At 36.5% G+C, this 22,666-nt stretch carries 18 protein-coding genes; 10 read left to right on the forward strand and 8 right to left on the reverse strand.

Annotation, left to right across the window (positions count from 1 at the left end; genetic code table 11):
* Nucleotides 1-154 precede the first annotated feature (154 nt).
* Complete coding sequence (locus GVN22_RS22670) at nt 155-3,472, reverse strand: TonB-dependent receptor domain-containing protein (protein ID WP_166553296.1); 3,318 nt, start codon at nt 3,470-3,472, stop codon at nt 155-157.
* 401 nt (nt 3,473-3,873) lie between these two features.
* On the opposite strand from GVN22_RS22670, the gene GVN22_RS22675 reads away from it, so the two are divergent.
* From GVN22_RS22675 to GVN22_RS22700, 6 genes are all read left to right on the forward strand, one after another.
* Nucleotides 3,874-4,710 (forward strand): glycerophosphodiester phosphodiesterase family protein, encoded by an 837-nt coding sequence (locus GVN22_RS22675; protein WP_166553297.1) that lies wholly within the window; start codon nt 3,874-3,876, stop codon nt 4,708-4,710.
* Nucleotides 4,711-4,787: 77 nt separating this feature from the next.
* A complete protein-coding gene (locus tag GVN22_RS22680; RefSeq protein WP_166553298.1) occupies nt 4,788-5,558 on the forward strand; it encodes an alpha/beta fold hydrolase in 771 nt (256 codons plus the stop codon).
* Between the two features lie 7 nt (nt 5,559-5,565).
* Complete coding sequence (locus GVN22_RS22685) at nt 5,566-6,261, forward strand: SAM-dependent methyltransferase (protein ID WP_166553299.1); 696 nt, start codon at nt 5,566-5,568, stop codon at nt 6,259-6,261.
* A 287-nt stretch (nt 6,262-6,548) separates the two neighbouring features.
* Nucleotides 6,549-7,190, forward strand: a complete 642-nt coding sequence (locus tag GVN22_RS22690) for an MBL fold metallo-hydrolase (protein ID WP_166553300.1) — start codon at nt 6,549-6,551, stop codon at nt 7,188-7,190.
* A 12-nt stretch (nt 7,191-7,202) separates the two neighbouring features.
* On the forward strand, nt 7,203-7,952 hold the full coding sequence (locus GVN22_RS22695; protein WP_166553301.1) for a phosphatidylcholine/phosphatidylserine synthase: 750 nt from the start codon (nt 7,203-7,205) through the stop codon (nt 7,950-7,952).
* A gap of 245 nt (nt 7,953-8,197) precedes the next feature.
* The gene (locus tag GVN22_RS22700) at nt 8,198-9,199 is read left to right on the forward strand and encodes a beta-ketoacyl-ACP synthase III (protein WP_166553302.1); all 1,002 of its coding nucleotides are present in this window, start codon (nt 8,198-8,200) and stop codon (nt 9,197-9,199) included.
* 194 nt (nt 9,200-9,393) lie between these two features.
* Here the strand turns inward: GVN22_RS22700 and GVN22_RS22705 are convergent, their stop codons facing one another.
* Complete coding sequence (locus GVN22_RS22705; RefSeq protein WP_166553303.1) at nt 9,394-9,756, reverse strand: CoA-binding protein; 363 nt, start codon at nt 9,754-9,756, stop codon at nt 9,394-9,396.
* Nucleotides 9,757-9,922: 166 nt separating this feature from the next.
* Here GVN22_RS22705 and GVN22_RS22710 point away from each other — a divergent pair, with 166 nt between their 5' ends.
* Nucleotides 9,923-11,965: a hypothetical protein gene (locus GVN22_RS22710; RefSeq protein WP_166553304.1), complete on the forward strand. Its 2,043-nt coding sequence runs from the start codon at nt 9,923-9,925 to the stop codon at nt 11,963-11,965.
* A gap of 391 nt (nt 11,966-12,356) precedes the next feature.
* Nucleotides 12,357-12,953 (forward strand): NUMOD4 domain-containing protein, encoded by a 597-nt coding sequence (locus GVN22_RS22715; protein ID WP_166553305.1) that lies wholly within the window; start codon nt 12,357-12,359, stop codon nt 12,951-12,953.
* Nucleotides 12,954-13,002: 49 nt separating this feature from the next.
* Here the strand turns inward: GVN22_RS22715 and GVN22_RS22720 are convergent, their stop codons facing one another.
* The 3 genes from GVN22_RS22720 to GVN22_RS22730 all read right to left on the reverse strand — a co-directional run bounded on the left by GVN22_RS22720 (nt 13,003) and on the right by GVN22_RS22730 (nt 18,220).
* Nucleotides 13,003-16,740, reverse strand: a complete 3,738-nt coding sequence (locus GVN22_RS22720) for a HAMP domain-containing sensor histidine kinase (protein ID WP_166553306.1) — start codon at nt 16,738-16,740, stop codon at nt 13,003-13,005.
* A 206-nt stretch (nt 16,741-16,946) separates the two neighbouring features.
* A complete protein-coding gene (gene metF / locus GVN22_RS22725; protein WP_166553307.1) occupies nt 16,947-17,900 on the reverse strand; it encodes a methylenetetrahydrofolate reductase [NAD(P)H] in 954 nt (317 codons plus the stop codon).
* A gap of 26 nt (nt 17,901-17,926) precedes the next feature.
* Nucleotides 17,927-18,220, reverse strand: a complete 294-nt coding sequence (locus tag GVN22_RS22730) for a hypothetical protein (RefSeq protein WP_095160318.1) — start codon at nt 18,218-18,220, stop codon at nt 17,927-17,929.
* A gap of 239 nt (nt 18,221-18,459) precedes the next feature.
* Between GVN22_RS22730 and GVN22_RS22735 the strand changes: the two genes are divergently transcribed.
* Together GVN22_RS22735 and GVN22_RS22740 are read left to right on the forward strand one after the other, a co-directional pair.
* On the forward strand, nt 18,460-19,209 hold the full coding sequence (locus tag GVN22_RS22735; protein WP_166553308.1) for a murein L,D-transpeptidase family protein: 750 nt from the start codon (nt 18,460-18,462) through the stop codon (nt 19,207-19,209).
* A gap of 139 nt (nt 19,210-19,348) precedes the next feature.
* Nucleotides 19,349-20,050: a DUF6090 family protein gene (locus GVN22_RS22740; protein ID WP_166553309.1), complete on the forward strand. Its 702-nt coding sequence runs from the start codon at nt 19,349-19,351 to the stop codon at nt 20,048-20,050.
* A 13-nt stretch (nt 20,051-20,063) separates the two neighbouring features.
* On the opposite strand, the gene GVN22_RS22745 is transcribed toward GVN22_RS22740, so the two are convergent.
* The 3 genes from GVN22_RS22745 to kdsB all read right to left on the reverse strand — a co-directional run bounded on the left by GVN22_RS22745 (nt 20,064) and on the right by kdsB (nt 22,564).
* The gene (locus tag GVN22_RS22745; RefSeq protein WP_166553310.1) at nt 20,064-20,543 is read right to left on the reverse strand and encodes a hypothetical protein; all 480 of its coding nucleotides are present in this window, start codon (nt 20,541-20,543) and stop codon (nt 20,064-20,066) included.
* A gap of 146 nt (nt 20,544-20,689) precedes the next feature.
* Nucleotides 20,690-21,679 carry a DUF1028 domain-containing protein gene (locus tag GVN22_RS22750; RefSeq protein WP_166553311.1) on the reverse strand — a complete coding sequence of 330 codons (990 nt, stop codon included), beginning with the start codon at nt 21,677-21,679 and terminating at the stop codon, nt 20,690-20,692.
* A gap of 132 nt (nt 21,680-21,811) precedes the next feature.
* Nucleotides 21,812-22,564 (reverse strand): 3-deoxy-manno-octulosonate cytidylyltransferase, encoded by a 753-nt coding sequence (kdsB, locus tag GVN22_RS22755; protein ID WP_166553312.1) that lies wholly within the window; start codon nt 22,562-22,564, stop codon nt 21,812-21,814.
* Between the last annotated feature and the right edge of the window lie 102 nt (nt 22,565-22,666).

Consider the following 22,666-nt stretch of genomic DNA (forward strand, 5'->3'; position numbering starts at 1 on the left):
TAAAATAAAAAATCCACCCGTATTTGAGTGGATTTTTTGTAGGCCTTCGCAGGAAAAAGTAATTTTCAAGGGAAGCCTATTTAACCCTACTGCAAATAAAAATCCCGCCCTTGTGAGGCGGGATTTTTTGTGTGTTAAGTCGTCAAATATTCTACTATTCGAAGATATAACGAATACCGAATTGTGCTTGCCATACGTTGTTTACGTTGATACTCTTAACAAATGAGTCACGCAACAAAATAGTTTGGTTAGCTCCAGTAGCATCTTGTACTACTTGAGTACCTAATGTATAAGTTACAGAACCGTCTGTAGCAACAGTTGCTCTCAATGGGTTCAAGTTAGTAGCAACCCAACCTACACCCCATTTGTTATCAATTAAGTTACCTACGTTCAAGATATCAGCACGCAAACGGATGATGTTTTTCTTATTTTTACCAGTTTTTACATAGAAATCTTGTTCAACTGTAAAGTCAAAACGAGTCAACCAAGGAGAGTATCCACCGTTACGTTCAGCATACTGACCACGACGAGTTTTCAAGTAGTCGTTACCTTCGATGAATGCATCAAATGCAGCTGCTTGCTCAGCACCAGTATAAACACGACCACTGATTGTTTGGTTAACAAAGTTCAAATCCGAACCTTTGTTTGGAACAAAGATCAAGTCATTGATTTGACCATCGTTGTTGAAGTCGTTACCAAATGTATAAGATTGTCTAAATCCACTGTTAGATACCATACCTAAAGTAAACATTGTAGAACCACCCATTTTACCACCGTAGTTCAAACGGTAGTTTACATAACCTACAATACGGTGACGCAAATCGTTATCAGAGTAAGCAGCAGTTAAGTAGTTTTGACCAGCAACTGTAGGAATGTTAGCTTGAACAGTTGAACCAACTGATTGAAGGTCTTTTGCAACTGCATAAGTATAACCCAACATACCACCGAAACCATCTGTAGTTGGTTTTTCTAATTTAGCAGTAAATGAGTAAGACTCACCTTTGTCTGTATTAGAAAGAACAAAAACGTTAGTAGTAGCACTGTTGATAAATCTTGTACCAGTGAATCTGTCACGAGTATCAACACCTGTGAATTTGGTAGTAGGAGCATTCAAGTTAGCATCGATATAACGCAATGCGTTGATATTCTTGTTATAGATAGCTTCAACTGTACCAATCAAACCTAATGGTAATTTCTGGTCAATCGCGATGTTTGACTTCCAAATCATTGGGTTTTCCAAATCTTCTTTAGAAGCATTTACTACATAAGCAGGCAATTTAGTAATATCTGTAGTAGTCGGCTTGTAAATGCTAGGGTCCAAAGTAAATGGATATTTCAATCTGTCAGCAGCTGTTGTAGGGCTAATCAAAGCAGTGTTTACACCGTTATTACCCAATTGGTTTGAAACCAATACTTGAGGAATACGAGAAACGAAGATACCTGTACCACCACGAATTTGAGTAGTTTTATCACCTTTAACATCGTAGTTAAATCCGATACGTGGAGAAACTAACAATTTTGCAGTTGGGAATGCACCAGTGTTTACTTTCAAGTTAGCACCGTTCTCATCTTTGTAAGTCAAACCAGCAACAACAGGGTTGTAGAATGAAGCTGAAGTTGAGTTATCATAGCTGAAAATATCGAAACGCACACCACCTGTCAATTTCAAACGATCGTTAACTTGGAATTCGTCTTGTACGTATGCAGAATAAGTAGAAATCTTCAAAGTTTGAAGTGGCTCTTCTCCGTTAGGCAACAATGAATATCTGTAGTTGAAACGAGCGATAGGCACAGGAGATGTAGTCAAGTTTGGATTAGCTTTGTAAGCTAAAGCAGCAGTTTTGAAATCATCAATTGAGTTATATACCCAAACACCGTTTGAAGATGGGAAGAATACGTTATTTGATGTGAAGTATTCGTAAGCAAGACCTAATGTCAATGTGTGGTTACCCGCATAATAAGACAAGTTGTTTGTTAAATTCAAAGTAGAATAGTTCAACTTGTTATTTGGCGTAAATGGATCCATACCTAAAGAAGTATAAGTAGAACCATCTTTCAAGATGTCAATTGTTGGAAACAAACTTTGTTGAACACGGTCTTCAGTTTGTTTGTTGTAAGTTGCAATAAAGTTGTTAGCAAACTTGCTATTGAACGTAGAGTTTAATTCAGCAACAATTGAACGAGTGTTATCTTGAATTACATAACCAGTGTTTTGCATCGATAATGCAAGAGCAGAGTTAGTTCTGTTACCATTACCAGCAGTGTTACTTGAGTTTGAGTTACTGATGATAGAACCAGATTGAGAATCATGGTGAGAGTAACGAACAGACAATTTGTGGTTGTTGTTGATGTTATAATCCAAACGAATCAATGCTTTTGCAGAAGTTACATCGTTGTTGAAGTTATCGATGGCACCTCCATCCCAACCGAAGTTGGTTTTCATAAAGCTACTCAAATCTTGCAAATCAGCAGCTGTAACACGTGATACGTTACCAGTAGCTCCAGCACGGTTTGCTGACCAGCTCAATGCAGGCGTTGAACTTTTGAAGTTTTCGTAGTTAGCGAAGAAGAACAATTTATCTTTAATGATTGGACCACCAACTCTGAAACCTGTAGTTTTCTCATCAATATTTACAGTCGGTAAATCTCTACCATCAGCTTTTTTACCTACAAGATTGCTACCTCTAAAAATATGGTATGCAGAACCAGTAAATTCGTTAGTACCTGAGCGAGTTACTGCGTTGATACCAGCACCAGCAAAACCAGATTGACGAACGTCAAATGGAGCGATGTTTACTTGTACTTGCTCGATAGCATCTAAAGATACAGCCGTTGTACCTGTACGACCACCCGCTTGTGAAGAGCTACCTAAACCAAATCCGTTGTTGAATACAGAACCGTCAATAGTAAAGTTGTTGAAGCGGCTATCTTGACCACCAAAAGAACGACCATTACTGTAAGCATTGTATTTAGTAATATCATCGATTGTACGACCAATGGTAGGCAAACTGTTAATAGCACCAGTACCAAAGGTTGCAGCTGCACCTGTACGACCAGAACTAAATACATCTGAACGAGAAGTTTTTACAACTACTTCATCCAATTGCTTTCCACCATCTTCATCCATTGTGAAGCTGGCGTTAGTTGCAGTACCGAGAGTTGTAAATAAGTTTTCTCTTACTTGTTCTTTGTAACCTACAAATGTTACTTTAATTGTAAAAGGACCGCCAACACGTACCCCTGGAAGAGTATAGCGACCTGATGCGTTTGTTGATACACCATAGCGTGTACCAGAAGGGGTGTGTACAGCAATTACACTTGCTCCAGGAAGTGCTTCACCTTTCTTATCAGTAACAATACCAGAAATTGATGAAGATGTAACCTGTGCAAAAACCTGTACACTTGAAATAGTAGCAGCAATCGCAAAAAGCAATGTCAAAACTACGTTAGTGGTAAAGATTCTTTTCAACATAGTGAATTTGGAATTTAGTTAGAAACTGAATGGATGATTTGGCTACAAAATAACAACAAAAAATTAGTAACAACAAAATTCGAAAATTAACTGAATGTAAATTTCCTTACTGTAAGATACTGATTTATAAGTTTCGGCCATCAGACCTCTTAAAATAATACTAATTTTTATACAAACAGTTTAACTAAAGGAATTCTAAAGCAAGTAGATTTTGTTAATCTATAAGATTAGTATTTTTTAAAGATTCTTTAAAATTGATGTATATACCTATATTTCATGATAAAGGTTTTAAATTTGCTACTAGTCAAGTCAATTTTAAAGATGACCTAATCTAAATTTTATTTCATTTTCTACGGCTTCCTAAATCTTTTCAACAAACCCTTTTAAAAATCTTTTGAGGAATGAATACTGCTCGAAATTTTATTTTCCTGATTACTTCCATTATACTACTATTTAGTAGCATAAAAAGTTTTACACAGAATCTCAAAATCTGTGGACATCGTGGAGGATTTTATCAAAATATTCCTGAAAATAGTCCCACACTTTTTAACCATACTTATAAAAATACCAGTTCCTCCCCTATTATTCTTGAGTTAGACATTCGAGAAAGCCTCAATGGTTCTCTATTTATCTTGCACGATACAAGTCTCGAGAGAACAACAACGGCAACAGGACTCCTCAAAACATCTAGTGACTCGTTACTTTCAAAAACTTTTTTAAAAAATAGTCAAGGTGATATTACAAAAATACCTATCCCCACCTTCGATGAGATGTTGGTTTGGCTCAAAAATCATCCAAACGCATGGCTAATGCTCGATGTAAAAGGTGGCTTATGGAAAAAAGTGTACGATGCTGTACACCAATACAAACTCGAGGCGAGAGTACTTTTTCTTACTTTCAAACCCGAAGATACCAAGGAGGTTTTTCAACTTTCACCTACTACACATATATCTGCATTAATTAGAAATGAAGATGATTGGAACAGTATCCAAGCTTTTCAGCCTAATTTCAAACAGCTAATTGCCTATGTCAATCCTCAAACTCCTATATCCCTTATTTCGGCACTAAAAGCTAAAGGTATTCGGCTTATGGCTGATTGTAGCGAAAACGCTAAGAATCACCCTAGTCCTTTTGAGCCTTCATTTTATCTAAATTTAGCTCAAACTATGCAATTAGATATAATGATTACTGATTACCCTGTCGAGGTAAGTCGTATCTTTGCAGAAAAAAACAAATAACATTCCTTCTTAGATTTTAGCAGATAAACGCTTTTTATTTGGAATGTACATTTAGTAGACAGCTCTCATATTCAAAAATGAAACTATATTATAGAAAAGCTGGCGAAACTGGCCAAGCAATTATTATTCTTCATGGTATTTTTGGTTCGTCAGACAACTGGCTTACCATCGGAAAAGTTTTGGCCGATACATATCAGGTATATATGGTCGACCAGCGTAATCATGGTCAGTCACCAAGAAGTGACGAGTTCAATTACGAAGTAATGTCTGCCGACTTAAAAGAATTTATCGACGATCACCAAATCGAGAATCCAGTAATTATCGGTCACTCAATGGGTGGAAAAACTGTTATGCAGTTTGCGCTCAATTATCCAGATTCATTTTCAAAAATGATGGTAGTTGATATTGCACCCAAATTTTATCCAGTTCATCACCACATGATTTTGCAAGGGCTTGCCGCTGTTGATCTCCCGAATCTTACAAGCCGCACCGAAGCCAACGAGATATTAAAACGCTTTGAGGAAAAAGAAGGAGTTCGTCAGTTTTTGATTAAAAACCTTTGGAGAAATCCAGAAAAAGGAAATCAATTTGATTGGCGTATTAATGTCCCTGTTATCACCAAGAATATCGATGTTGTTGGACATGAATTAAATAACGAGCACGTGGTAGACCAGCCTGCATTATTTGTTCGTGGCTCCGAATCACACTATATCCAACCAGAAGATGAACGTCGTATTTGGGAAATTTTCCCCAATTATGAGTTAGTTACGGTAGAGGGTGCTGGTCACTGGATACAGGCCGACAATCCACAAGAATTTATCAGAATCACCAGAGAATTTGTACAATAGCGAGTATATGACCTTATATCTTATTCCAACTACGCTGGCACCCAATACCGCTCAGCAGGTATTGGCACCACAAATATTGGAGGTAGTCAAACAAACAAATTATTATTTTGTAGAAAATATCAGAACAGCTCGTAGATGTATTAGCGAACTCAAACTAAGTAAAGTCATTGATGAGCTAGTATTTTTCGAATTAGATAAAGATACCACTTCTGATAAAGTTCGTTCTTATTTTAAACAAATTCCAGCCGATGCCACAATTGGCGTAATGTCCGAGGCAGGCTGTCCTGGCGTAGCCGACCCTGGCGCTGTAGCAGTACAAATAGCACACGAATTAGGAATAAAAGTATGTCCCTTAGTCGGACCATCCTCTATCCTATTGGGCTTGATGGCATCTGGTTTCTCAGGACAATCTTTTGTCTTTCATGGGTATTTGCCCATTGATAAAATTGAAAGACAAAAGGTTTTGAAAAACTTAGAAAAAAGTGCTCAGAAACTCCAAACACAGATATTTATGGAAACACCATTCCGTAATAATCAATTTTTGGAGGATATTTTACAAACTTGTCAAGGCAATATCAAGCTTTGTATTGCGAGTAATGTAAGTGCTGAGGATGAGTTTATCCAAACCAAAACTATTTCAGAATGGAAAAAACAAAAGCCCGATTTGCACAAAAAACCAACCATGTTTTTGATGAGCGCTTGATGGATAGGTAAGTATGAGTGCAAAATAAGATTTAAGTTATGTGTTTAGGCACTAGGCAACAGGCACTAGGCTAAGAGTGTTAAAATGTTTTTTAATAACCACAGTCATGCTTTTTTCCAAAGCCCACCGCCGAAAGCCGATACCTGAAAGCCTAAAGCACAAAAATTATATTCTATTTTGCGCACTAACTTAGGTGTTTATTCAAATCACTGATATACTGTTAACTAATAACTTCGTTTTACTTAATTTTTATAACTTTGTCGATATAGACTTATTCTTACAAGAAAATGATTCAGATAGAAATATTTACATTTAATCCTTTCCAAGAAAACACCTACATTTTATGGGATGAAACCAAAGAATGTGTCATCATTGATCCGGGTTGTCACGTGTATGAGGAACGTAAGGCATTGACAGATTTTATTTCAGAGAAAAAGTTAAAACCAGTCAAGCTACTCAATACACATGCTCATATTGACCATATTTTGGGTAATGCTTTCATCAAAAGAAACTATAACATTAGCTATTTTTTACACGAAAAAGATCTTCCAGTATTAAACTCAGCACCTGATAGAGCAGCTTTCTGGGGATTTCCTGCCTACGAACATTCTTCAGTAGATGAGTATTTGGAGGAAGGTAAAGACATAAGCTTTGGAAATAGTACCTTACAGGTTTTCTTTACGCCAGGACACGCGCCTGGGCATGTAGTGTTCTATGCCCAAGAGCAAAACTTTGTGATTGGGGGTGATGTATTATTTAAAGGTAGCGTAGGGCGTACTGACTTACCTTTATGTAGCTTCGCAGATTTAGAAAAAAGTATCAAAACAAAACTTTACACCCTTCCCGACCAAACCGTAGTTTACCCTGGCCATGGATCAAGTACGACAATTGGTTTTGAGAAAAAAAATAATCCATTTGTCAGACTTTAAGCACAACATAGCATGTTTTCAATCAAAAATCATATCCCTAATGCTCTCACATGTGGAAATTTACTTTGTGGAATTTTTGGGTTAAATATTGTTCTTTCCACGCCTGATTTTATTGATCAGCCCGATAAATTAATTTTGCCTTCAATCCTTATTGGTGTGGCATTAGTTTGTGACTGGCTCGATGGTTTTATCGCTCGCTTGGTCAATGCACAATCTCCTATCGGTAAAGAGTTAGACTCTTTAGCAGATATGGTAACTTTTGGTGTTTTGCCAGCCTTTATCATGCTCAAATTGATTGAAGGAAGTTGCACAACAGGTACTTGTACAGTAGGATTATTTGGTTTTTATAAACCCTATATTGCTTTTGCTCTAGCAGTGTTCTCGGCATTACGATTGGCCAAATTTAATGTAGATACCCGTCAAAGTCATTCCTTCATTGGAGTGCCTACACCAGCCAATGGTATGGTAGTGGCGTCGTTGCCATTAATTTTGGTGTATCATCCCGAATACCGTGAATATGTGCTCAATTACAATGTTTTGATTATTTATTCAATTGTAATGTCGTACTTATTGGTAGCCGAGCTACCGCTCTTTGCCTTGAAATTCAAGAACTTTGATTGGAAATCCAATCAGGTTAAATATATCTTTTTAATACTTTCTTTAGCCCTAATTTTGGTCTTCAAGTTTGTTGCAATTCCGTTGGTTATCTTTATCTATATTTTGATTTCGATTGCTGATAATTTGATGGGAGAGAAAAAGTAACTATTCCCAAAATCATGAAAAGAGCTTCTTTTAAACAAAAGTTTGAAAGAAGCTCTTTATATTTTAGGTATGATGGATTTCTAATACTTTTTGTTTAAACAAGCACTACCACTGAAAAAGATAATTTTTTCATACTTTTACACAAAATATTAATAAAAATTGAGAAGATAAGATTTTCGAAATAAGAATACGCTCTTGCTATTTTTCATTCATATCAACAACAAACTAATTCACTTGGCAAAAATATGTATTATTCAAAAATTGCTGGACTAGGACATTATGTTCCTGAAAATATCATTTCAAATCAATACCTCGAAAGCATCATGGATACCAACGATGCTTGGATTACCGAGCGAACTGGTATTAAAGAACGTCGCTATTTTACTTATGGAAAGGACACTAATGCCTCAATGGCTACCGAAGCCGCTAAAATTGCGATTGAACGAGCAGGATTGACGCCTCAAGAAATTGATTTTATTGTTTACGCTACAATTACTCCCGACTACTATTTCCCTGGACCAGGCTTTGTATTGCAACGTAATTTGGGTATGCAAAACATTGGAGTCCTAGATATTCGTGATCAATGTTCGGGATTTATATATGCGCTTTCAACTGCCGACCAATTTATTCGTTCGGGGATGTATAAAAACATTTTGGTCATTGGTGCCGAAATACAATCCACTTTTCTCAATCACTCGACAGAAGGTCGAGGCGTTGCTGTAATTTTTGGAGATGGTGCAGGTGCTGCGGTAGTACAAGCCACTACCGACTCATCGCATAGAATTCTTTCAACACACTTACACGCCGATGGAACGTATGCCGAAGATTTGTATGTAAAAGACCCTGGCAGTAGCCGTCCAAAGCGTTTTTATGATGATTTATTCGAAGATAAAAACACTGGAGAAGTGATTATGAATGGAAATATGGTGTTCAAACACGCCGTAGTTCGTTTTCCAGAAGTAATTAAAGAGGCCTTGGAAAAAAATAATTTATCTCCTGAAGATATTGACCTATTAGTACCACATCAAGCTAATCTTCGTATTTCGGAATATGTGCGCCAACAAATGAGCTTGCCAGAAGAAAAAGTGATGAATAATATCCAAAAATATGGTAATACCACCGCAGCATCCATCCCAATTGCTTTAAGTGAAGCTTGGGAAATGGGTAAAATTAAAGACGGGAACTTGGTATGTCTAGCTGCCTTTGGTAGTGGCTTTACATGGGGTTCTGCTTTAATTAGGTGGTAGTTATTTAATTTGAAGATTAGTTAATTTGAAGACTAATCAATTTGAAGATTTGAAAATGTTTCGTAGATAGAGAATAAGGTCGATAAATAGAGCTAAACAACCTCATATTTTTTATCAATCCTTTCAATTATCATTAAATTTCCCAATTAGCACATTTTCAAATCTTCAAATTTTCAAATTAGCACATTTTCAAATTAGTACTGTCCTGTTGAGAGTAATACCAAAGTACAAGCTTCTTCTACGTCTATTCCTTTACTTTGTGCCAAAGTCTCAAACTCAGGGTTTTCTGTACCAGGATTAAATACAATTCGTTTGGGATGCAAGCCCAGAATATAATCATAATATTCTGCCTGATGTTGTGGTCCGATATACATGGTAACTGTATCAATATTTTCCAATGCTGGAAAACCATTTTGGATAGGAATAGAAGCCACCTCTCCTTTTTTTATTCCTAAAAGCGCTACTTCGTGTCCGTGATTCAAAAGCATATTGGTTGCGATGTAGGCATATCTTGCAGTATTGGTCGTTGCGCCAATCACTAATGTTTTTTTTGCCATAAGTATTTATATATCATTTGCTTACTCTACTACTTAAAGTAATATCAAAGGCAAAAAATATGTAATTTTCAAGAATTTGTTTACTTTTAAAACAAATTTAAGAGAACTAATAGTTTCAGTATTGCTGACATTTGTTACGTTCCATTATCCATTTTTATATTAATCTATGAACATCCCAGATACACATGATGGTTTTTGCCAGCTTTGGGCAAACAATCAGCAGCACTTAATTGCGCCCTATCTCAATGGGCAAAGCCAATTCATACCACATCTTTTGCCCGAATTGGCGGTTAAGATTCCAACCGCCCAAATAGCTTATTTGCTAGAACGAAAGCTAGGGCAAGCAACTTTCTATCAAGCCATTAACCCCAACAATACCGTAGATAGCCCAGTTAAATCATTACCCGATGGACAATGGCTCAAAACGGTAAATATGGTCGGTATCAATGTTCGAACGATTCAGAGTTTTTGGAATGTAGTAAAGTATTCTCTCACGCTGCCTGCTTCGCAATCTTCAATTCACTTGTTGCCAATTTGGGAATGCGGCGTGGTAGCAAGTTTGTATGGTATGGCTGGGTGGAATATCAATCCAGAGTTTTATGATGCCGAGTTGGCAAGCTATTATCCTCATTTGGATACTGTCGAAAAGCAATTAAAAGTGGTAGTCAACATACTTCATGCCTTAGGAAAAACAGTGGGTATGGATGTGATTCCGCATACCGACCGTTATTCGGAAATTGCGCTTGCCAATCCTCAGTATTTTGAATGGTTGCAACGAAAAGAATTTGAGATTTTAAACCATGAAGAAAATCTACATCTAAAAGTTCAAGAGCGTATTTTTGAGTTCTTACAACATGTAGGAGCTTCGGTAGAAATGCCTTATCCAGACAATGTGGAGGCTTTTTTTGATAATTCTCAAATCAGTGAATCAGATAGAATTTTAGTATTATTTGGTCAGAAAAAAGACCTTTGGGGACGAAACGGACGCCGTAATCAGTTTATAAGCTATTTGTTTGAAGAAGGTTATGAGCCTGTGCCTGCCACTATGGCTCCACCCTATCGTGGTTTGGTAGTAGACCCACACGACGATGCAAAGACTGTTGATGAAGATGGTAGAGTATGGCGTGACTATGTGATTGCGAAACCACAAAATATGTCTCGTGTCTTTGGTCCGTTAGGTAGATTTAAACTTCATGAGGCTAAAAACAATAATGCTGACTGGGAAATTGATTTTGAAAAACCACGTATAGAAGTTTGGGAGTATGTAGCTAATCGTTACTTATCTTTTGCACTCGATTTCAATTTTGATTTTATGAGAGGCGATATGTCACACGTGCAGATGCGTCCAGAAGGTACGCCTAGTAACCCTGATTTGTATTACGATATTCATAAATATATCAAACACTTTATTCGTCAACATAAACCTTCGTTTGGATATTTTGCTGAAAGTTTCTTGGCTCCACCTAACGAAATGGCTTATGGCATCGAAGAAGAGCATTTGGAAGGCTCAGATACTGACTCTACCCTTGGCGACTTGCAGTCGATGGTCGTAGGCTCAGCACGATTTATTGCAGAATTTGCACGTTATCATGAATTGGCACAAACTCGCAGTTTTGCGCCTAATTTTACCATCATGACCGCAGACAAAGACGATCCGCGTTTTGATGAATTTTATCTTAAAGGAAACGAGTTGCGTCTTTTTCTGGCATTCTTTTTAACAGATATGCCATCGTACATGAGCTTAGGTTATGAACAGCGCGACCCGCATCCTATACCTGCTCCAAACGAAAATTATACCAAACTATATGTTTTCCAGCTCGATGAAGGACCAAAAGCGACCCATGGTCCATACATTTGGGGTAAAAATGGAGAATTATTCCATAATTTAGAGCAAATAAAAACAATCGCTGATCAACTAATGCCAGGTATTCTTCATCAAAAAATACAGTGGTTGATTAGCCCATCAGTAGAAAATCAACATAAGGTAATTGCTTGGAAAATTAAGGGAGATACCGACTACGTATTTCTTGCAAATCTAGATATTGAGCAAGATATTACAGCTATTGAGCTAAAAGGAGCATTAAACGGTACAGAACTCAAAAATATTTTTTCAACTTTTGCATCACCATTGCAAAATATTATGCAATCAAATGATGTGTTTATCGTTAATAGTCTATTGGCAGGAGAATGTAAGATTTTTAAATTATAAGTAATTTTTAATTCTCTTTTTAATATATTTACTCAAGCAGTTCGTTATATTTATGACGAATTGCTTGAAACAAAATCACTGATTTTATAGTTATCCTAAAGTGCTATATTTGATTAGACCTAACCCGATAAAATGACAAACTCTCGTAATCTTATTGTTGGATTGCTCGCTACAATAAATCAATTATCATTGACAATGCTTGATTTAAGGTTATTACATGAGGTTTACTAGTTGCACTAGATGAGTAGCATACACCCTAAGCTTCAAGACGTTACCCTATAAATCATATTAATTACGTTACTTACTTTATAAAATTTAATTGATTAGAAACAAACCAATTACACAATAGGTTTAGTCCATGTTATTTGTATAATCCTTAATCTTTACACCCATGACAGAAAAGAAAACAGCGTTGAAAATCAACAAAATCAGTAGTTTCTGGAACGAGAAATGGGTGGATATTCCGTTCACTGAAGTAGAAAATCCTCCTCGTTATCAGGTATCCAACTATGGAAGACTTAAAAGTTTCCAAAATGACCCTGTAAATGGCGAAATTATTGCTGGCTCCAAAATACAAGGATATAAGTCTTTGAATATCAGAGCAAAAGGCAATAAGTCTTTAAATCGCTATGTACATAAACTTGTAGCTGAGTTCTTCTTGAAAAAAGACTCAGATGAAAAGAAATTTGTCGTCCACCTTGATCACGACAAGCTTAACAACCACTGGGAAAATTTGAAATGGGTAACACGTGATGAAATGACCATTCATAATCGTGACAATCCAGCCGTGAGAGACAAAGTAATTCCAAGAAGAACTAAAAACTATAAGCTCACAGAAAGTAAGGTTTTGATGATTAAAAAGATGCTTCGCTCAGACAAAAACCGTCTGAAAATGATTGCAAAGCAATTTGGCATCACTCACACTCAACTCAATCGCATTCGTTCTGGTGAAAACTGGGGCCATGTAAAGTTGGATGATGAAAAATAAAAAGCGGTCGGAGATTAACTCCGACCGCTTTTTATTTTTATAGATCGTATTATTGATTCAAAGGCAAGGTAAAGTAGAATGTTGAACCTGAGCTAGTTTGCGTCTCGAACCAAATGCTACCTTTGGCATTATCAACAACCCATTTTGCTAAGGCAAGTCCTACACCAGAGCCTTGTTCCTTCGTACTAAAATCAAGCATAAAAATTTTACTACGGTCTTCTTCAGGGATACCTATACCGTTATCGGTTACACTAAACGTTATAGCCTCGATTCCTCTTATGAGACGTACCGTAATAATCGGACTACGATGTGAAGGCACTGATTGAATCGCATTTACAATCAAATTTTTGATAATATTCCCCGTAAGATGTCTATCGCCTACCACGTAAATCGAATTGGCAGGAATATCCTTAATCAAGCGAATAGTTTTATCCTCTAAGAATAAATTAATCACCATAGTTGCTTCTGCCACTATGTCAAAGACTTCCTTCTTAGGAATAGGCATTCGAGCAAAATCTGAGAAAGAGTTGGCAATGTATGATAGATTATCTATCTGACCTGTTAATGAATCTATTTGGTCTTTTATTTGAACAGCATCAATCGTTACCCCACGTGAAAGCTTATGTTGCAATAATTGCAAAGATAACTTCATTGGCGTCAAAGGGTTCTTGATTTCGTGCGCTACCTGTTTTGCCATTTGTTGCCACGCCGACTGCTTATTTGAATCTGCCAAAGCAATTTTTGACTCCTCCAACTTGATAAGCATTTGATTATACGCTTTTATCAAAACGCCTATTTCATCGTCCGAACGCCAACTCAATGCTTCATTGGTTTTACTCAAATCTATTTTCCGTAGTTTATTCGTAATAATCCGTAATGGAACAGTAAGAGCATTCGAAGCAAAGAATGACAAGAGTAACAAGATTACAAAAATGGTAGTAAAGGCATTTAATAACGAACCGATTACAGCACTTACTTCTTTCTCATACCACACTTTTGCGTCATAAAAAGGAATACTGATAATACCTAATAAGCGACCTTCGTTGGAGCGCATACCTAGAAATGAATTGGTAAATGTTAGATTACCCAATTGTTCACTCAAACTTACTTTTAGTTCTTTTTCTTCTATCAACTTGGTATAAGCCAATGGATTCAAGTATTTTGAAACCATGTTAGTTTGATAGATTAAGTTTTTATTGGTTGCTAATAACTTTCCTGTTGTATCAAAAATGCTGACGAACTTCTTACTATTCGAAACAATTTTTGTCAAGGTATCAGATAGGAACTCTTCACTCATTTTGCCTTGAGCATATTTTTCCACCGCTGGCCAAACGCTAATACTGACATTTTCGGTCTGACTCAAATATGACTGCGATTGACTTTCGGCCAATTTTGTTCCAATAATACTCAGGGTTATCCCTACCACTAATATCAGCGGAAGCAAAAACGCAACATTCAAATAAATTTGTATTTTAGTTGCCAAACTTACATTCATGCGGGTAAAACCATATCTAACCGAATACAGTAGCATCACACAAATAATAGTGACAACTAACACTAAAAACAAGAATGAAAAGTTAGAATATAACCCAGAAGGAGTCATTTCTTCGGAAGAAACAATAATCTTTCGATTGTTTTTACCTGTTACACCTAAGTGTTTGTAGCCGCTGTTGGTAAGTCCTTCGGTAAATAAGAGAGGGTTATTCAGGATAGACAAAGGCATTTTACGCTCATAATTATACCCCTTTCCACCAGAATTGACGATATGTCCATTTTCATATACGGCAAAACTAAAGTTACCAAGTTCCAACTGAGAACCATCCGACGTTGTCAAATCAGAAAAGGCATCTTTTGTGATACCATCTCTTTCTCGAAGATCCAAAACGATATACCCTACTTTTTCATCAAAATTGGTTGCCAAAGGAATAAACTCAACATATTGCTTTACAAACCCATTGCGCGGTTCGTTGATAAAAAACAAGTCAGGATAATTGGTTTTATATTTAGGCTTGTTATACTCTTTTTCATACATAGCATAACTTGAAGAGCCATCTACGTTAGATAGTGAATTGCCTGATGGGTCAAATACGGATATTTCCACATCATAGTAATCAAAATAGTTGTCTAACAGAGATTTTTTGAAGTAATTCTGTACTTCTTCTCGTGGCAAAACAGCTTTTCGTGCAATTTTCAATAGGGCTGTATCTTCTTTAACTTGGGTAATAAGTTTGCTCAATAGAAACTCCCCTATCTCATCGTTTTCGGCCAAGTACTTTTTCCCTAATTGTTGTTTCATGACCAAGTCTCTCCGAATGGCCTGCTTATAGACTACATTGGTAGCCATAGCCGCACAAATAATCGATGCCGAAAAGAAATAAATCGTAGTTTGGTATCTAAAAGTATAGAGATAACGAGGAAACTGCATCCAACAAATCAGCCCAATATACAACCCATGCAAGCTCAATACACCTATTCCGATGTCCAACAGCAAAGCCCAAAACACCATACAAAGCAAGGATACCACAAACAATAAGCCCATGTAAATCAGTGGTTTTGTCAAACGCAAAAGCTTGATAAACAAATTTATGAGCACATGCGTTGCCAGGAAATACACTAAGCTCACCAGCAAAAAGATACCAATACAAGAAGTTTTGAGGGGTCTGTCCCAAAAATCAATACTTAAGGATAGGTCTAGTCGGTACTGAGAAAAGATATATATATTGACTAAAACAAAATAGAGGCTTTTGTAAATATAGAAACTCAAAAAGACAAGAATGCTAGCAATGGTTATTTTTAGACTTTGCGAAACGTGCATTACCCAAAGATAAAATTTCATTTTGTAGTAATAATTCACCAAGTATAACAATAAGAAAAACACTACAATCAAATTGAGCATTAAATCACCTAGAGAAGGTACAACAGCAGATGACGCATAAAATTTGGGATTGAACAAGTTACTTTCATAGAAAATAAACGGCAAGGAATAAAACAACATTACCCCTCTCAAACCCAATAAAAAAACACCCAAAAGCACAAAGGCTTTTTCATATTGATGCTCGTGATTGAATACCCAAATCACACTCAACACAAATACTGTCAATAAAAACAGCCCTAATACACCAAGCACAATCACATTGACAGGAATGGATTGATTTTTTAAGCTATCCGCCTTAGGCGGTGTAACAACAAATAAGAATATCTGATCTTCGGTATGGATATTTAAGTGTGGATTATTAGACTTTTCTACACTTAAATTTTGTGGGTCAATCGAAAAAATAGCAGGGTTATAGGTAGACTTCAGATGATTGGTCTCTGATTCGTATAAGCGAAATAGTTCTATTAGTGAAAATATTTCATACTCGCCTGTTTGCCCATGATTTACCACAAATTTATTCCTGTCTATTTCAAAAGAACGAGCCGTATAAGTTCCTCTTACTTTTTCATATTCAGGGACAAATCTTGAGTCTGACCAATAAATCAGTTCGTGGTTCTTGAAAATAAAATATGGATGTGACGCCTGAAAAGCAAATTGAGAGAATTGTGGCTTAGGTCCTAATGTTTGTAGCGTAGCGATTATTTTTCGTAAATCTTCCTGCGAAACATTTACCTCTTCCTGTACCTTTTGCTGAACGTCATACAAGTACTTATCCTCGGTGGCGCTTACGGGTCCCTTTTCACTTAAAAAATAGACTAAAAAGGCCAAGCCAAAAGTCAGCAAAGCCAGTCCAAGAAATATTTTTCTCTTTTGTACTATAAATCGTATGAAGGATTGTAAATGTATTACCATGTATGACAATTATCTCTTATAGGAATTTTGCAATGAATTTAGATTCTATTGTCTCAAAAATAAGCAAGTAACTTGGATTCTTTGAGTAATTCACGATGAAACTGTTTAAATGGTTTTGAAAACCGCTTTTCTTTTATGAATTAGCATTAAAAAAAAGAGGCAGGCTCCAAGAAGCCTACCTTTCCTTTAGTTTTTATTTGCTATTTTTAAAAAATTGCTTGAGCAATTTTTTGAGTACTTTCTGATTTTGACATGGTGTAAAAATGTAAAATCGGCGCACCAAAATCCATCAACTCTTTACATTGTTGAATACACCATTCGATACCCACTTGTTTGACATCTTTATCCGATTTACAGGCATTTACCGCATTCACTAAATCAATCGGAATATCCAAATGAAATATTCTCGGCAATACTGTCAACTGCTTACGAGTTGCCAAAGGTTTAAGTCCTGGAATAATAGGAACGTTGATTCCTTCTTCACGGCATTTTTTCACAAAATCAAAATACTTTTGATTGTCAAAAAACATTTGAGTGACGATATAATCAGCTCCTAATGCAACTTTTCTTCTCAAATACTCAAAGTCGACTTGGAAATTGGGAGCTTCAAAATGCTTTTCGGGATAACCTGCCACACCAATACAAAAGTTTGTTGGCGCACTTTCGGTTTCCTCATGCAAAAGCTTTCCTTGATTCATACTTACAACTTGCTCAAGTAATTCACTAGCGTAAGCATGACCTCCTTTTTCTGGCACAAAGGCAGCATTGCCTTTCACAGGGTCGCCACGTAGCACCAATACATTATCGATACCGATATAGTGTAAGTCAAACAAAAAGTCTTCGGTTTCTTCCTGCGTAAATCCTCCACAAATCACGTGTGGCACAGCATCTACCTTGAATCTGTTCATAATAGAAGCACAGATTCCGACCGTTCCCGGGCGTTTACGAGTAGGGATTTTCTCGATTCTTCCATTGATGACCTTCTCAATAAATTCTTCTCGGTGATAGGTAACTTCGATAAAAGGAGGCTGAAACTCCATCAAAGGCTCAATATTATTCATCAATGTTTGAATACTTTCACCTTTTACAGGTGGAATAATCTCAATTGAGAAAAGTGTTTTCCCTTTTGCTTCCTCTATATATTTGGTAATTTTCGTCATTTGTAAGTCGTAATTAAAAATTAAATCTATCGTTGTAGTTCAACCACTAAGTTTTCCCATTCTTTTTCTAATGAATAGGACGGCATTTTGGACTTGGCACGTGAGTACCAATAGTTGGCATTCCAATTGTCGCCTTCCTTACGATGCAGATAGGCGTGTAAGCGGTCATAGGGTTGACTTCCTTCGTTTGACTGAGCTATTTCGTGTGCAGATTCCCAATCGCCCTTTGCATCATACCAAAGTGCTTTCAGAAATATATTACAATCTTGCGGAGGAAATTCTTCCGACAAGGTACTTTTCAAATAAGAGGCTGTAATCATTGTTGTGTATAGGATTCCATTTTGAAGCTGGAAAGTTACGCTATATGGTCAATTCAATAAAATATTTTTCAGAAAATCTGATTGCAACTATTAAATTTGGCATAAAAGGAATTCTATCCCTTCCTTGACTTTTGCACACTTTTTTGTACCTTGTTTATGAGACTTTCACACATAAACACGTCATAAGCTTACTAATTGACTTTTAAATTTATTTGAACCTTTAATATTCAATCCGAACCATGAAACACATTTTCCTAGCCTTTATTACACTTTTAGGCTTCGGAGGTTTTGCTCAGACAAATCCTTCTTTTTACGCTAAACAATTACAGTTTCCTCGTGTGCGAGAAGCTGTCAAACTCAAAGGAAAGGCTGTGGAGGATTTATTAAAATCAAAAGGTATCAATACACAAAAGTATGATATGTTTATTCGTGCATTTAAAAAAGAGCGAATCCTTGAAGTTTGGGTTAAAAACCAAGAAAGTGCACAGTACACTTTAGCTAAAACCTATGATTTTTGTGCCACTACAGGCGTATTAGGACCTAAACGCCGTTCTGGTGACAGACAAATGCCAGAAGGTTTTTATACCGTAAATGCGTTCAATCCTCAAAGCGAATATATTTTATCCTTTCGGGTAGGTTATCCTAATGCTTCTGACTTGAAATTTGCTGACCCTGTAAACCCAGGCGACAATATTTTCATTCATGGTTCTTGTTTGACCATTGGTTGTATTCCTGTCGGTGACGAGCTTATCAACGAACTATATTTGTTTGCGATTAAAGCAAAAAATAGCGGTAATGATATTCCTGTGCATATTTTTCCTACAAAATTGAGTGACGACAATTACAATGCTTTAAAACAAGAATTTAGTTCAAACAAAGACTTAATCGAATTTTGGTCTTGGCTAAAACCAGGGTATCAGTACTTCGAAACTACTCATAAACTCCCTAAAGTGACTATTGCCTCAGATGGGAAATACGTAGTAAACTAAATTAAAAAGCCCAGAACTTAATATTTCCATAAACAACAGGAGGCACGATAAAAGCTCGTGCCTCCTGTTGTTTATAAGCGATATATCTCGTAATATTCGCAACTAATACCTTCATTCAAGCTCTGAATCAAATCATTTTATGAAAAATATTATATCTATTGACGCTATCAAAAAATTTGGATTTGAATTTCTATCTATCTTCATTGGTGTTTTTGCAGCCTTTGCACTCGATAGTTGGAACGAAACACGGAAAGATAAGTATGTCGAAATCAAGATTTTATCGGAAATTAATAATGGTTTAAAACAGGATATTCAGGATATGGAGCTCAATATGTTGGGACATAAAGAGGGAATAGAAGCTACTACCTTCTTTCAAAAAGCTATCCTATCACTACCTATCAATCATGACTCGACCAATGTTTACTATTTTAGATTGTTTCGCGACTTCATTTCAACCCAAAACTCTTCTGGTTATCAAACACTTAAGTCGAAAGGATTAGAAATTATCGATAATGATTCTCTTAGGTTTCAAATACTTTCTCTCTATGAAAACGACTATAATTCTATTAGAAAATTAGAAGAGGAATATTCAGAATTACAATTTCATAAAAACTACTATGCTAAATTTAATGACTGTTTTGCTGAAAACTTGATTTTTGATACCAAAGGTGTAGTAAGAGGTATTAATAGCCCGATTGTTCTTACTACCAAACAAAAAAACATTCTACTTCTTGACCTTTACAGAATCAAAAGAAATAGAATGTTTGTCTTGAATTTTTACGAAGATATCATTGTAAAAATCAAAGCTCTTCAACAAAGCATTGAGGAGGAATTACAATAAAGTACTTTGCTTTTTAAAACGTATATCTGAAAGATAAAGCAAACTCATCGCCCCAAAATCCAGAATAGTTGATAATGTTCACTGTAGGTTTCCAGTCTAAACTTATCGCCAGAGGGATTGTTCGTACTTTACCTTCCAAACCCAGAATACCATCTAAACCCAATACCGTACGTTTATCGCCAGTCAACCAGCTTGGTCTGTCGTCGCCCCATGTATAAACGTGGCCACCGCCACCAATAAACCAGTTGAAATCTCTTGAATTGAAGGCTCTTCCATGAACTTCATACAAACCTGTTAGACCAAATCCACGATAGCGGAAAGTACCAATGGCTTCAAAGGCAGCATTTTTGTTTACAAATGTTTTGAAAGTGATACCATTGGCAGCTCCCAAACGCAAGCCCAAAGCTGACTTGTATAATTGTGCACTAGAGCGGTAACTGATTGTAGATACTAAGGCAAATACGAGAGCTAATAATAAGAATTTAGTTTTCATAAAAGTAAGATGTTATAAGCAATAAAATTAAAAATGTACAAAAGCTAATCGAGTGGAACTGTATCTAAGTAAGGACTTCAACAACTCCACTTCTATAAAGGATAAACAATAGATATTAGTATATAAAATTGAGTATTCGGACAAAACTAACGTTTTAAAAGCTGTTGAAATTCTTTTTCTGAAACAGTCAAAAGCCCTACTTTAGGGAGTCTTTTAGTCATTTCTAACCAGTTAGTATCCTTTGCATAAATCTTTTTTAGCATCGCACTTGCTTTCAATGTTTGATGACTATTGGCCAGAGCTATAGCTGTCCAATATTGCATTTCTAAATTATTGGGAAACATTTTCATCGCTGCTCCGTACTCCTCCATCGCTTTTTTCATATCGTTTTTTTCCACTGCCAAATCTCCCTCATTCATGTGCTCATAAGCTCGTTGAACTTTCAACAATCGCGCTAACTCGACAAGTGGTAAAGCGTGGTCATCGACCCGTAAATCCACTTTATGGTTGTCATCCCAAGGTTTTCCTGTGTCTGTTGCGTTTACCACTAATAATGCAGCAGATTGTTTTCCACGGATATCTCCTCCTACAGCTTGAGCGGCTTCCATTGCTTTTAAAACTCTTTCGGCAAGCGGTAAATTAGCACTTGATTCAAAAGCTTTTGCCATGGCAGCAGGTACTTTATCTGTAAGCATCATATTACTTTGTACTGAAAACTGAGTCCCCTTTACATGACCTGCATAATCCACACAATTTTTGCCAGTATGTACAGCCACATTTCCTTTTTGATCAACAATTCCAACCTGACGTACTTCCTTTCCTGCGTCATCAGATAGTAGTATATCCAGTGTTTCTTGAGCTGTTTTTCCAGACTTCAGCAACGATAATCCTCTAATGCCAAAAGATTTGTTTACAAAACTTTGAGTAGCAATAGCTCCAACGCCTGCCTCAGCCCATGACACCGTTGTCCCAACACTAAACCAATGACTTTGAACACCAACCGCCATATCACCCGTTTGAGGGTCGCGTGCTACTATCGAAAATGTATGGGCGAATGCTTCATTCTGTTGTGTTTTTTGAGCTAGACTAGCCCAGCTCGTAAGGCAAAAGGTGATTAAGTAAAATAATTTTTTCATTGTTGTTTGTTATTTGAAGTTGATTTAGAATTTGTACTGCAAAAGAATGGTTAGAATATATCTCTTTGTATAAAAGGAGAACATTGGTGCATAAAAAAGGTTATCAAAACATTATTGATAACCTGAAGTATACTATTTCTTAAGTCTTTCAACGGCCTCTTTTAAATCCGCAGGTACGTCGATTCCAAAGCTATCATACGGGGTAATAGCGACTTTGATTTTATATCCATGCGCTAGCCATCTCAATTGCTCTAAAGATTCGGCTTTTTCGAGAACAGCCATGGGAAGCGAGGTGATTTTATCTAAAATATCTTTTCTATAAGCATAGATACCAATATGTTTATAAAAATCATGAGCATTGAGCCATTCACTTTGCTCAATTCCACGCAAATGCGGAATAGTCTGACGTGAAAAATAGATAGCCTCATTCAACTCATTAAAAATCACCTTCGGAGTATTGATATTAAATAAGGTTATTTCATCTTCGATTTTTTTAATCAAGGTTGCTAATTCTGTGTTCCCATCTAAACAACCCGCCAAAATTTCAATTTGCTTTGGTTGAATAAAGGGTTCATCACCTTGTATATTAATCACATAATCAAACACTTCATTAAACTCTAGTTCTACTTTTTGTAAGGCTTCGAAACAGCGGTCTGTACCACTAGGATGCTCCGTTGAGGTCATGACTACAGCCCCACCAAACGCCTGAACGTGTTCAAAAATACGTTCGTCATCGGTAGCTACAACCACTTTTGACAATACCTCTGCTGAACTTGCTTGCTCATAAACACGTTGAATCATTGATTTCCCTCCAATATCTACCAAAGGTTTAGCAGGGAATCGAGTAGAAGCATATCGCGCAGGAATTATTCCAAGAATTTTCATATCATTAGTTTTCAATAAAATGAGCTTAATTTTACATTTCTCTCCGTAATTAAACAAGAGTTTGACATATTTGTTGTTACTTAAAAGATACACCTCGAGATG

The sequence above is a fragment of the Cellulophaga sp. BC115SP genome (assembly GCF_009905545.1).
In the GTDB taxonomy this organism is placed as follows: domain Bacteria; phylum Bacteroidota; class Bacteroidia; order Cytophagales; family Spirosomataceae; genus Flectobacillus; species Flectobacillus rivi.